At 67.2% G+C, this 11,959-nt stretch carries 8 protein-coding genes and 2 tRNA genes; 3 read left to right on the top strand and 7 right to left on the bottom strand.

Annotation, left to right across the window (positions count from 1 at the left end):
- Nucleotides 1-90 precede the first annotated feature (90 nt).
- The 4 genes from VGR06_RS33945 to VGR06_RS33930 all read right to left on the bottom strand — a co-directional run bounded on the left by VGR06_RS33945 (nt 91) and on the right by VGR06_RS33930 (nt 4,394).
- A tRNA-Thr gene (locus VGR06_RS33945) sits at nt 91-163 on the bottom strand.
- Nucleotides 164-214: 51 nt separating this feature from the next.
- Nucleotides 215-2,881 carry a putative bifunctional diguanylate cyclase/phosphodiesterase gene (locus VGR06_RS33940; RefSeq protein WP_327563281.1) on the bottom strand — a complete coding sequence of 889 codons (2,667 nt, stop codon included), beginning with the start codon at nt 2,879-2,881 and terminating at the stop codon, nt 215-217.
- A gap of 173 nt (nt 2,882-3,054) precedes the next feature.
- On the bottom strand, nt 3,055-4,152 hold the full coding sequence (locus VGR06_RS33935; protein ID WP_327563280.1) for a winged helix DNA-binding domain-containing protein: 1,098 nt from the start codon (nt 4,150-4,152) through the stop codon (nt 3,055-3,057).
- A gap of 11 nt (nt 4,153-4,163) precedes the next feature.
- Nucleotides 4,164-4,394, bottom strand: coding sequence for a ubiquinol-cytochrome c reductase iron-sulfur subunit (locus VGR06_RS33930; RefSeq protein WP_327563279.1), 231 nt, complete (start codon nt 4,392-4,394; stop codon nt 4,164-4,166).
- 163 nt (nt 4,395-4,557) lie between these two features.
- Between VGR06_RS33930 and VGR06_RS33925 the strand changes: the two genes are divergently transcribed.
- Nucleotides 4,558-6,054 (top strand): DUF2142 domain-containing protein, encoded by a 1,497-nt coding sequence (locus tag VGR06_RS33925; RefSeq protein ID WP_327563278.1) that lies wholly within the window; start codon nt 4,558-4,560, stop codon nt 6,052-6,054.
- Nucleotides 6,055-6,083: 29 nt separating this feature from the next.
- Here the strand turns inward: VGR06_RS33925 and VGR06_RS33920 are convergent, their stop codons facing one another.
- Complete coding sequence (locus VGR06_RS33920; protein WP_327563277.1) at nt 6,084-6,971, bottom strand: glycosyltransferase family 2 protein; 888 nt, start codon at nt 6,969-6,971, stop codon at nt 6,084-6,086.
- A gap of 112 nt (nt 6,972-7,083) precedes the next feature.
- Here VGR06_RS33920 and VGR06_RS33915 point away from each other — a divergent pair, with 112 nt between their 5' ends.
- Both VGR06_RS33915 and VGR06_RS33910 read left to right on the top strand, forming a co-directional pair.
- Nucleotides 7,084-7,899 carry a class I SAM-dependent methyltransferase gene (locus VGR06_RS33915; protein ID WP_327563276.1) on the top strand — a complete coding sequence of 272 codons (816 nt, stop codon included), beginning with the start codon at nt 7,084-7,086 and terminating at the stop codon, nt 7,897-7,899.
- Nucleotides 7,900-7,980: 81 nt separating this feature from the next.
- Nucleotides 7,981-9,663 carry a hypothetical protein gene (locus VGR06_RS33910; protein ID WP_327563275.1) on the top strand — a complete coding sequence of 561 codons (1,683 nt, stop codon included), beginning with the start codon at nt 7,981-7,983 and terminating at the stop codon, nt 9,661-9,663.
- A gap of 29 nt (nt 9,664-9,692) precedes the next feature.
- Here the strand turns inward: VGR06_RS33910 and VGR06_RS33905 are convergent, their stop codons facing one another.
- The gene (locus VGR06_RS33905) at nt 9,693-11,225 is read right to left on the bottom strand and encodes a hypothetical protein (RefSeq protein WP_327563274.1); all 1,533 of its coding nucleotides are present in this window, start codon (nt 11,223-11,225) and stop codon (nt 9,693-9,695) included.
- A 480-nt stretch (nt 11,226-11,705) separates the two neighbouring features.
- A tRNA-Tyr gene (locus tag VGR06_RS33900) sits at nt 11,706-11,786 on the bottom strand.
- Nucleotides 11,787-11,959 lie beyond the last annotated feature (173 nt).

Raw genomic sequence — 11,959 nt, 5'->3', positions numbered from 1 at the left:
CCCCCCCGCCCGGGGTCTGGGAGCTTGGCCCCCAGTGTAAACGCGAGCGAACCCGGTCCACGCTCTCCGTGGACACGGGTTCCCTGAGCGAGCCCCAATACGGAATCGAACCGTAGACCTTCTCCTTACCATGGAGACGCTCTGCCGACTGAGCTATTGGGGCGAGGAGGCCCTGGCAAGGGTACACAAGCCAGGCAGGGGTTGCGAAACCGGGTTAGGTGATCAGGGTGAGCACCATCTCGTCACGTAAGCCGTGGGCCTGGGTGGTGCGCGCCTGCAGCCAGGCCTCGAGCCGGGTCTCGGACAGCGGCCGGGAGATCAGGTAGCCCTGCGCCACGTCACAGCCCATCGCGGCGAGCTGGTCGCGGGCGATGTCCTCCTCGACGCCCTCGGCCACCACGGTCAACCCGAGTGAGTGGCCGAGCTCGACGATCGACCGCACCACCGCGAGGTCGCCGAGATCGGAACCCATGCCGAGCACGAAGCTCTTGTCGATCTTCACCTCGTCCACCGGGAGCTGGCGCAGGTAGGCCAGCGACGAGTACCCGGTGCCGAAGTCGTCCACGGCCAGCACGACGCCGAGCGTGTGCAGCCGGCGCAGCACCGGCAGGGCCCGCTGCGGGTCGGCCATCACGCCGGACTCGGTCAGCTCCAGGGTGAGCAGCTCGGCCGGCACCCGGTGCTGCTCCAGCCGCGCCGACACCCGGTCCGGGAACCGCTGATCGGCCAGCGACCGCACCGAGATGTTGACCGCCGCGGAGATCCGCAGGCCGCGGTCCAGCCACTTGCGCACCCGGACCAGCGCCTGGTCGAGCACGAACTCGGTGAGCGCGTCGACCAGGCCGGCCGCCTCGACCGCCGGCACGAACTCGTCCGGGTCCAGCGGGCCGAACTCCGGGTGGCGCCAGCGAACCAGCGCCTCCACGCCGAGCAGCTGGCGGCTGGGCAGCGCCACCTTCGGCTGGTAGTGCACCTTGACCTGACCGCACTCCAGCGCCTGCCGGAACTGGCTGACCAGCTGGAACCGGCGCAGGAAGATCTGGCCCATGCTGGGCAGGTAGGCGCGCACCTGCTCACCGCTGCTGCGCGCCGCCCGCAGCGCCACGTCCGCCCGCTGCAGCAACGTGTCCACGTCCAGCGCCGTGGTCAGGTTCGTGTCGATCTCCGCGCCGCCGTGCCCGCCGGCGATGGAGGACGGCGAGGAATAACCCACCACCGAGCCGGCCTCCACGGTCAGCCGGTCCACCGGGTAGGGCGTGGAAAGCTCGGCGCACAGCCGTTCCGCGGTCGCCTGCGCCTCGTCCAGGGTGACGCCGACGAGCAGCGCTGCGAACGCGCCGCGCTCCAGCCGGGCCAGCGGCACCTCCGAACCGAGCACGTCCCGCAGCCGCCGGCCGGCGGTGATCACCATGCGGTCGCTCCAGGCGTAGCCGAGCGCGTCGCTGATCGTGGCCAGCACGTCGAGATCGACCCGCAACACCACCGACTTCGGCGTGGCCCGGAGCCGCTCGCCGGCCGCCTGGCGGAAACCCGGGCGGTTGAGCAGGCCGGTCAGCGGGTCGTGGTACGCGTCGTGCCGAAGGGTGGCCAGGAGCCGGCGGTTGTCGATGGCGGTGGCCAGGTGGCTCGCCGTGGTGCCGATCATGCGCAGGTCGGCCTGGCCGAAGCCGCGCCAGCGGGACAGCTTGTCGTGCACCTCGACGATGCCGAGCACGTGGTTCGCGCTGCGCAGCGGGACGACCAGCGCCTCCTCGATACCGCGCCGCAGCAGCGCCTGACGGATCTCCGGGACCGCGTCGGAGCGGCGGAAGTGCCGCACGTGCGAGCCGGGCAGCCGCAGCAGCGGGTCGGCCTTCGGCCCGGTGATCTCGATCTTCAGCATCTCGGCCGGCTGCGGCTCGCCGGACACGAACGTCATCATCGGACCCTGGGTGTCGACCTGCAGCCGGATCACCACCCGCGCGGCGCCGAGCTGGTCCTTGATCCGGTGCGCGATGCCTGGCCACTCGTCGGTGTCCACGGCCTCGACGGTGTCGTCCATCCCGGTGGCCGGGCGGGCGGCGGCCTGGTGGCCGGAGCGCGCCACGATCAGGCTCACCTCGGAGAGCGCCTCGAGGTCGCGCTGCTCACGGACCAGCCCGGAGTAGGCCAGGTACAGCGCGGAAAGCCCGCCGAACGCGACCAGCACCAGCGGCCAACCGGCCTCGACCCGGGTGGCCACCTCGTACCCGACCACGCCGACCGAGGAGTTCACCAGGCCCAGCACCAGGATCCGGGCGACCAGCCGAACCGCGGCGGAGATCCGCATCCGCCGGCCCAGGATGTACACCCCGACCAGCGCCAGCAGTGTGCTGGACAGCGGCGCGGCGAGCGCGCCGGCCAACACGCCCGTCCACGGCGGCCCGAAGCCGGCGAGCGCGCCGTTCAGCAGCTTCGTCACCGAGAAGGCGCTGGCGATCTCGATGATGAAGACACCGGTGTTGTAGATGATCCGGTCCTGCACCCTGCGCGCCAGGTAGGTACCCACCCCGGCGGCCAGGTGCGCGGCCAGCACCACCTGGAACGGCGCCACGAACAGGCCGATCACCAGCGGGATCTCGGTGAACGAGATGGTCCAGGACACGCCGCCGCGTACGTCGACGTTCACCGCGAGCTGCTCGGCCAGCAGGAACCCGACGGCCAGCAGCGCGCCGATCCAGATCCACTGGGCGCCCGGCCGCATCGGTTGCCACCAGGACACCAGCCCGGCCGCGATCAAGCCGAAGATCAGGACGGTCATCGAGAAGAAGACGAAGCGCCGGCCGGGTGTCCGGTCGTCCGCGGGCTGGGCTGTCAGACTCGGCGACGTACGGACGGTGCTCGCGCCAGCATGGTCCGTCATGCACACCTCCTCGGCCGCCCAGGTCCGAGCAACTAGACACACAAACCTGCCGTTGATGACGGCGCCCCAAGGGGGCAAGTCACGGTCGCGCTACTGTACCCCGATCGGGCGAAGAAAACCGACTGTGCTGAGTGGCCGTGCATCTGCACCCGATCGGCCCACCACACGTACCTCTACCTGCCAAGTTCCCATTCAGTGGGAAGACCGAGGAACCGTCCCAGGTCCGTCACCTCGTCCCGCAATCCGGGCAACACCCGGTCAGCCAACGCACCAAATGGCTCGACAATGACCCGTAGCCCGTCCTTTCTCCGCACCTGGCGCCACGTCCCCACCGCCAACCCGTCGACGAGCACCGCCGGCATGATCATCCCGCCGCCCGCCCGGATCCTGTGCTCGAACCCGTCCGGCACCGCCAGCGCCCGGCCCCGGTAGCCGAGCAGGTACGCATCGAAGTGCCCCAGCAGCCGTACCTCCGGTTTCCTTGCCGTTGCGGGAAGTTCCGTACCGGCCAGAACGAAGGCCGGCTCCCCCGCCGCGGTCACCGGCTCGAGCTCCAACCCACCGAACCCCTGCCGCGCCTTCCCCAGCGGCAACCCCGACCACGCGGCGAAGTCCTCCGCCGTGGCCGGGCCACAACCCGCGAGATACCGCGCGGCCAGCCTGGTCAGCGCCTCCTCCTCGGCGATGACCGGCTGCTCCCCCAGCCACTCGCGGGTCAGCACGTAGCTCGGCTCGTCCCGCTCCAGACCGGGACCCCGGCAGATCACACCCGTCATCGCCGCGTATCCGAGCAGGTGCGGCACGGCCTGCGTCCGCGGATCGATCACCACCCCGTGCTCGGCGATCCGCGCGACCAGCTCGGCCCGGGTCAGCGGCCTCGATCCGCTGAGCACCGCCGCAACCGCCCGCACGCCCCGCTCGGTCGTCTCCTCGTCCAGCCCGAGTTGCCGCCTGCGCCCGAAGAGGCCCTTGGCGAAGTACGGCCCCAGCAGACCGACGACCCAACCAAGATCCTCAGCCGCCACCATGTGCAGGGTGCCGCGCATGGCCCACGTGCGGACGACCGCACGTTCCCGCACCGCCTTGTCCACATCGGACTTGACGAGCCCGGAGGTGCGCGACCGCACGGAAAGCCGGCACGCCTTGACGTCCTGGGCCTGGAGCCCGACCGCCCGGCGGGTCGCCTCCGCAACGCTGGCCGCCCTGTCCCCGGCCAGGCCGTTGGCCCGCACCCGGGCCTGCCGGGTCCGCGCCGCGGTCAACGTGATCACATCGCGGCAGGCTAGCCCGTAGGCGGTACGAAGACTTCGACGACTCCGCCGGACTCCCGGTCGAGGATCTTGGGCAGTGGCCGCAGGGTGATGGGCAGTTGCTGCTGCAGTACGTCTCTGGAGACGTCGAAGCTCGTTCGGTGGCAGGGGCAGTTGAGGCGGCGCTGCGTGGCGTCGAGGGCGAGCCGGCAGCCGAGGTGCGTGCACGCTCCGGACACGGCGGTCAGCCGGCTGGTCGTCACGCGGACACCTCGCGGGGGAGCTGACCCGAACCGGCCGGTCCTGAACGCCAGACATTTCGGAAGTCGCATCTCGCGGACGCTGCAGCTTCCAAATCCTGGCCATTTATTGGCCGGATCCAGTTCGGCTTCTGGACTTGAGGCACTGTCGATAAGATGCGCGCTCATGCCTGGCTATAGACTGTGGCTACCGGCCTTCATCGGGTTCTTGCTGTTGCACGCGGGTTGGGCATTTGCCGCACCGTACAACGGGCCACCGGACGAGCAGGAGCATGTCCTGCGCGCTTCCGGGATAATGCGCGGAGAAGTGATCGCTGAAAGCCATCCCACCGGGGGCATACAGACCGTTCCGGACAGTCTCTATCGCGGATCGTGCTTCCCCACCAAGGTGGAAGTCGCAGCCAGCTGTGAGAGGGAACCGGGCGGTGACGAGTCCGAACTGCGTGTCCAAACTCGCGCCGGCCGGTTCAACCCGGTGTATTACCTGGTGACCAGTTGGCCGTTGGGACTGTGGCCGAACTGGACCGGGATCCTGCTGGCCCGGCTGCTGAATGGTGCGGCGATGGCGGCATTGCTGGCCTGCGCCGTGGTGACCGCAGCCCGGTGGACCCGGCACCGGGCTCTGGTCGCCGGTGTGGTCGTGGCGGTGACACCGATGATCGCCCACCTCGGCGGGGCCATCAATCCCAGCGGGGTCGAGATCGCCGCCGGCATTGCACTGTTTACCGCTCTGATCGCTGTGGTGCACGACCAACGGGAGGGCGTCAACCGGGCGGCCGTGGTGCTTGCTGGCGTATCGGCCAGCACGCTGGTCACCCTCCGGTTCACCGGCGTGATGTGGCTGGCGGTGATCCTCGGGGTGATTCTGGTCCCGTCCTCCCGAGCACGGCTGAAGACCCTGGTCGGTTCGCGCACGGTCCGGTTCTGGTCCGTTGTGGTCGGTGTCTGCGTGCTCGCCTCGGTCGCCTGGGTCTTTCTCGCCCAGCCGGTCGGCGCGGCGAGTGCGAATGCTGGCCTCACGTTCAAGGAGATCCTGCGGTTCGCGGTCGTGGACCACATGTGGCCAAACGTGGCCAACCAGATGGTCGGAGTGACGGGCTGGGCCGAGACGCTGATGCCTCGGCTGATCTACCTCGTCTGGTTCGCGACCCTGGGGGTATTGACCCTGGGCGGGCTCGTGGTGGGAAAGCGTGCCGACCGGTGGCGCTTGCTGGCGTTGTTCTTCGCCACCTTCACCCCGTTGCTCGGCGCGGAGATCCTGTTCGTGAACGTGATCGGCTGGTTCAACCAGGGTCGATACTTCCTGCCTGGAGCGGTCGGCCTGCCGCTGCTCGGCGCCTACGTCCTGGGCCGCCACGCGTTCACCGGAGAGCACTTCCGCTCAATGACCCGGATGTTCGCCACACTGCTCCTGCCGATCCACCTGATCTGCCTGGCCTACTCGATGGCACGCTGGCAGTCCGGGTTGCGCAGTCTCAACCCGTTCGCCGGAAGCTGGTCACCGCCATTGGGCAGCGTCCCGCCGCTGATCGTGGCGACCTTGGCCGTCACGCTGTTGTTCCTGACCTACTGGCGAGCATCCGGTGTTTCCATTCCACAGCCCGACTCAGTGGAGGAGCAGCCGGGCGACACCGCTCGAGCCGAGACCGTCGGTGCCCGGTAGACCATGCGGTAGCGCTTGGTACACAACAACTATCGGCGCAAAACGTGGCTGAGGAGCTCACCGGCCACGCGCCTCTCACCGGAGAGTAGGGCGCCGGGCAGTTGCGTCAACGCATTGCATCGGGACAGCAGCCGACGGCGTGCCGCCCGGGCGGCAGTCTGCCAGTCCCGCATCCTCAGCTCGGCCTCGATGCCGACGAAGTAGGACCGCTCCTGCCGAAACCGCTGGCCGGTCCTGGCTTGCATGCTGGAGTGGCTGTTTCGATGCCGGCGATACAGGAAGGCTACCTGCCTACTGACCACAAGCGAACCACCAGCCAACAGAATGTCCACCACTAGAGCCAGGTCGTGTACCGCGTCGTTCCCTGGCCGCATCGGCAGGTCGACCACGTGATCCCGCCGGTAGGCAATGGCCGGCGTGTACAGCCAGTTCCCACGCAGCAGGCTGGCGGCGGCCGCCTCACCGCGCAGCTCGATGACGTCGCCTCGTGGTCGCATCACGTCCTTGACGTGGTCCCCGAGAGATCGGTACGGCTGACCGGACTCATCGATCACCTGAATGCCGGGCTGGACCATCGCCGCAGAGGGATACTGACTCAGGAGATTGGCCAAAGTCTGGCCATAACAAGGTAACAACACATCGTCGGACCCCATCACGACGAATTGCTCACGCTCCGCCAACTGCGCACACCGACTGTGGTTGCCCGCGGTGCCGAGCTGTCGTTTGTTGCGCAGGTAACGGATCCGCTCGTCGCCGAGATCCTCTATCCGCCGTTGTACCTGCAGTCCGTCCGGATAGTTGTCCTCGACAATGGTCAGCATCCAGTCGGTGTCGATGAGAGTGCGAACACTCTCAACCGCCCGTACCAGGTAGTTTGCGTCTCCGTGGTACGGAATGAGCACGTCCAGCGAGATCATTTCACACTTCCGGCTCAAGAAGTTGACCCAGCAGCGGCGGAGTCTAACAAGCCCGACAGCACCGGCATTGGCAGCCCTGCAGGATGTACATGACGCACTCGCGGGTGGCAGGATGACCCACCTGGAGCGAGGGAACTGGGCCGAATGGAGGCTTGAGTTGGATGCGTTGCCGGAATACGAGCGGAACAGCAAGAGGATGGTGGAGCGCAGCGGCCTTGCCGGCGGTTTTGCCAGGCAGATCGAGCTGACGGCCGGCCCGTCGCTCGACGTTCCATTCGCCTCCAGCGAGGTCATCGATATCGGTTGCGGCTACGGACACATGACGGTCGAGCTCGCGAAGAGCTGTTCGAAGGCTGTGGGAATCGAGCCGAACGAGACGCTCGCGGCCGCCGCGCGGGAGAACATACACGACCAAGGTTTGACCAACGCACATATTCGACAATTGACTGTTGAGCAATTAGATGACGTCGAGTGTTTCGACCTCGCCATCATGGACAACGTGCTTGAGCATATCGAGGATCAGGTAGACGCCCTCTGGCGGCTCAGCCGCTGTCTGCGGATCGGGGGCGTTGCTTTCATCTTGGTGCCCAACAAACTCTGGCCCATCGAGGTTCACTATGGGCTACCGTTTCTCAGCTACCTGCCGCTTCCCATGGCCAACTGGTATCTGCGCGCTTCGCGGCGTGGTAGCGATTACGGCGATGCCAGCTATGCGCCGACCTACCGGCGGCTGCGGAAGTTGCTCAATGCACGCCCTGAACTGGATTCGCGCTTGACATTACCAGCAGACATCTCACTCGCCGAGGGTGGACGGAGCCTTGTCTACCGGACTGGAATTGTCATGATCAATCGATTCCCACAATTGTGGGCAATCTCAAAGTCCTTCCTTGTCATCGCGAAGAAAGTTGCTACCACACCGGCGAACTAGGCGGGCCGCCGATCTGCCGGAATGGCTACCTTAGGGAGTGGATTCTCAGTGCAAGCGATGCCAACGGACCAGCGGTCCGGCGTGCATGACCCGCAGCGCGATTCAGCTGCGACGCCGGCGAACCGAACGGAGGATGTCGCCGTCGCGGCGAACTCCAGCCTTCGGCAATGGACCATTCTGGCCGAGGCGTTCGTGTCGGTCGCGCTCGCACTGCTGGCGGTTCTGCTGGCTCGTTCCATTGAAGTCAGCCCGCTCGACCGCGTCGGACAGGTCAGCGGTCTCGCCGGCCTTCAGCTGCGTTTCGCCCTGGTCGCCCTGGTGCTGGTGATCGCGGTGGTCGCTTGCACCGCAGGCCGGAGGGAGCGGTGGAAGGTTCTGGCTGTGCATCTGGTGTCCGCGGGCATCGCGGGGTTGGGCACGGGGTTGGTTGCCGGGGCGGTCGTCATCGCTTTGCGCGGCACAAGCTGGGGACTCAACGGGCCGAATGGTGACGCGGGAACGCTCGTCTCGTGGGCCCGAGCCTTCCTGGAGACCGGGTCGACGCCGGAGAACTATCCGCCCGCATTCATCCACGCACTGGCGTGGTACACCGAGGTGAGCGGCGGCACCCCGGAGCACTCGCTGAAGGTGTTGCAGATCGTGCTGACGGCTCTGTTCGGACCGGCCGTATATCTGGCGTGGCGGCTGCTGCTGTCACCAACCTGGGCGCTCGGAGTTGGCGTCGTCACCGCGCTGCCATTGATCGATCCCTACAAGCCCTACACGAACGTCATGCTCGCGGTATTGATCCCGGTGCTGTTGCTGCTGGTACGGCAACTCAGGCGATCAGGCGGAATGCCATGGCGCCGCCTGCTACTGTCCGGCGCCGGTTTTGGTGTCGCGATTGGTGCGATATTCCTTGTCTACTCCGGGTGGTTCGTGTGGTCGGCTCCTGGTTTGTTCGCCGCCGCACTGCTGGTGTTTCCGTGGCGAACGGGGTGGTCACGTGGCCTCACCTTGATCATTGTGACGTCGGCGGTGTTCGTTCTGGTGGCTCACCGTCATCTGTTCTGGCTGCTGATGGCGCCAAGTTCGGCGCGGGACCGCTACTACTTCTTCGACACGTGGGCGGAGCCGGCGTACATCGCCATGTGGCGAGGTGATCTACCCGGTGCCAACCCAGGCCCGTGGCCGCCACCGGGGGAGCTCGGGGGCGTCGGCCTGTTCACGATCCTCCTGCTCGTCGGGTTTGCCATGGCTATCGCCGTCGGGCTGCGTCGGACGATTGTGCTCGCACTCACCTGCATTTTCGCCGGTGCTTGGTTGCTGCGATTCCATTTCGGTTCGCAGATGTACGCTAACGACGCTGTGCAGTTCTATCCGCGCAGCACCGTCGAGCTGCTTTACTGCCTGTTGCTGCTCACCGGTTTCGCGGTCTATTACGCCGCCCGTTCGGTGGCTACGTCGTCGTCCGCCGGGTGGTTCCGGTCCGCGTTCACGACTGGTTCGGTGCGGACCGGCGCGCTGGTCGCGGTCGTGCTGTTGATCGCAGCATCAGTCTCTGCCACTGGCGACCGGTACATGCCGCGCACCGACAACTCGGCGGGCATGCTGGCGTTCAACGCGCAGGTCAGCCGCCAGGTTGACGGCAGGTGTTCCGCCTACACCGCGACGTGGGGGTACGGCTGCCTCGACCCGGGCGGCGATCCGAGGTACGGCGAGCTCATCCGGCAGCTCAACGCGGGCGCGCCGCGCCCGGGAGAGCTGCCACACCGGGTGCCCTGACGGTCCGTGCGGCGATTGCACATGCCCGCTCAGCGTGCCGGGGCCGCTACCTCAACAGCGCGAGCCGGCGAACGGCGTAGGCCATTGACAACCGCCGCCACCATGGTCACCGCGACCAGCAGCGAGCCGGCGAACTGCGCGATCACGGCGGCGCGCAGCGGATTGCCGGGGAGTGCGAGCATGCCAACCAGCACAGTGGTGCCGAGAACCCAGGCGATGGTCACCCAGAAATGCCGGTCGAGCGCTACCAGGCCGGGCTGCAGCACCTGGGCGATCATCAGTATGACGGTGCTGATCCCGAGCAGCCCGACCACGGTGCCGGACAGGCGGACCTGGGCACCGAACAGCAGCTGCACCGCCCACGGCCCGACCAGGAGCGACAACAAGGCGGCGGGCAACCCGACCGCGGCGACCGCGAGCAGGTTCAGGCGCAATTTGGCCCGGAACGCCGGCAGATCGCCGATGGTCGCGGCTTTGGTCAACGTCGGCAGCAGCATGGACTGCACCGGAGTGAACAGGAACAGCGGGATGCGCACCAGGATGAACGCCGACGCGAAGGCCGCGGCGGTAGCTGCGTCGCCGGCCAGCCGCGCGGTCACCACGATAGGGGCGAGATTAGGGACCAGCTGCATCAGCAAGGTGCCGCCAATCAGCAGGGACGACCTTCGAGCCATTCGACCGACGGAGTGGCCGGGTAGCGCAAATCCGGCCGGCTCAACGGCGTACCCGCCACCGATGTGGGGCGCCTCGGCCCGTGCGGCCCGGACAAGCCAGGGGAGCCCGGCCAGCGCGCCGAAACCCGCGCCCGCCGCGAAGATCATCGAGTAGCCGACCGCGGACGGCGCTCCGCTTGCCGCAATCGCCACGCACGGCAGCAGGCGGGCGATCCCCTCGACGGCGAGCGTCACCGCATAGCCTGTGAACCGCTGAACGCCACCGAGCAGGCCGCGCACAAGGTACACGGCGGCTGTCGCGGACACACTGACCATTACGGCGGCGCCCAGCCACCAGTTGCCGGCGAGCACCCGGTTGACGAGCACCGGGGAGATGCAGACGAGAATGGCCAGCACACCGATCAGTACACCGAAGGTAAGTACCGCGCCACGCCGAGCGACCGGGCCGATCCGATTCCCTGCCGTAAGCTGTGTGCTGGTGGATCGGCTGATCTCCTGCTCGAGAGCGAAGAACAGGCCTGGTCCGATGATGTTCACCAGTAGATACAGGCTGGCCAGAGCTGCGGCGTCCGCTGCGGACAACGTGTAACCGGACAGCGCGATGAAGCCGTAGCCGGCGGCTCCGACCAGCACGAGGCCACCGACCATCAAGCCCACTGAGCCGAACCGGTGTGTAAGACCGTTGCTCATCCGGGAATCGTAGAGAAGATGCGGTCCGCGGTCCCCGTTGGCCTCGATTTCCCGTCTCACGTCGTGCCGGTCGTCGAATGGGGTGTCGGGTTGCCGGGCAACCTGAATGAAACACCGGACAGCAGCGGGCAAATCGTTCGATGACAGTTCGGCCCGAGTATGTGTCTTGCCACGGTGTCCCACTGCTGTCTGAGCCATGACCTGACGAGGTCGGCGTGTTTGTCCAGCCGGGCTTGCCGGAGCGCGGACAGGCGTGCGTAGGCGGTGGTGAGGTAGCCGGTGTCGTGCTCACATCGGAGGTCGGCGCGATTGTTCGGGTCGTGGCACACGTCGGTGTCGCCAGGCAGTGCGCTCAGCAGCGTGGCCGGGGTCGGCGCGTCGGTGCGGTCGCGATACAGACATGCTCGCCAGCGGCAGTTGGCGGCGATGAAAGTTGGGTCTGGTCAAGTTGTCCCGCGCATCGCACCCGCCGTCGTACAGCCGCAGCCCCGGCTTCGCCGCGCGCACGCTGGCCACCGAGCAGGCGATACCCGGCATCGGCCCGACACCCGGTGGCCGTTCGTTGGGATCGCCGAACAGCATCCGGGCATATTTGGAGCGTACTCGCACCCAGGGATCAACTGAGACGTCCGTCAGCGATCTTCTGTTCAGTCATCGTGCCTATTGAGGACCTACGAGTGGCGGGTGAAGGGTTCGAACCTTCGTAGCTCTCGCGACAGATTTACAGTCTGCTCCCTTTGACCACTCGGGCAACCCGCCGTGACCGGGCTGGGCCGGTCAGGGGGTCACGATACCCAACGGAGATCAGGGGGCGGAAACGGGTATCGGGTGGAGGGTGAGGGGGAGGTCGAAGGCGGGGAAGAGGGTGGCGTCGTGGAAGGAGACGACGTGGGTGATGTGGGTGTCGGCCAGGGTGAGGACCTGGATGGAGT

Origin of the sequence: Actinophytocola sp. (assembly GCF_036002505.1) — a bacterium.
In the GTDB taxonomy this organism is placed as follows: domain Bacteria; phylum Actinomycetota; class Actinomycetes; order Mycobacteriales; family Pseudonocardiaceae; genus DASYTH01.
Note: the sequence above shows the minus strand (reverse complement) of the source record. Positions and strands in the feature narration are given on the sequence as shown.

Excerpts from the sequence above, each read along its gene's own strand:
- VGR06_RS33915 (WP_327563276.1), top strand. The coding sequence starts at position 7,084 with ATGACCCACCTGGAGCGAGGGAACTGGGCCGAATGGAGGCTTGAGTTG.
- VGR06_RS33920 (WP_327563277.1), bottom strand. The coding sequence starts at position 6,971 with ATGATCTCGCTGGACGTGCTCATTCCGTACCACGGAGACGCAAACTAC.
- VGR06_RS33905 (WP_327563274.1), bottom strand. The coding sequence starts at position 11,225 with ATGGCTCAGACAGCAGTGGGACACCGTGGCAAGACACATACTCGGGCC.
- VGR06_RS33940 (WP_327563281.1), bottom strand. The coding sequence starts at position 2,881 with ATGACGGACCATGCTGGCGCGAGCACCGTCCGTACGTCGCCGAGTCTG.
- VGR06_RS33925 (WP_327563278.1), top strand. The coding sequence starts at position 4,558 with ATGCCTGGCTATAGACTGTGGCTACCGGCCTTCATCGGGTTCTTGCTG.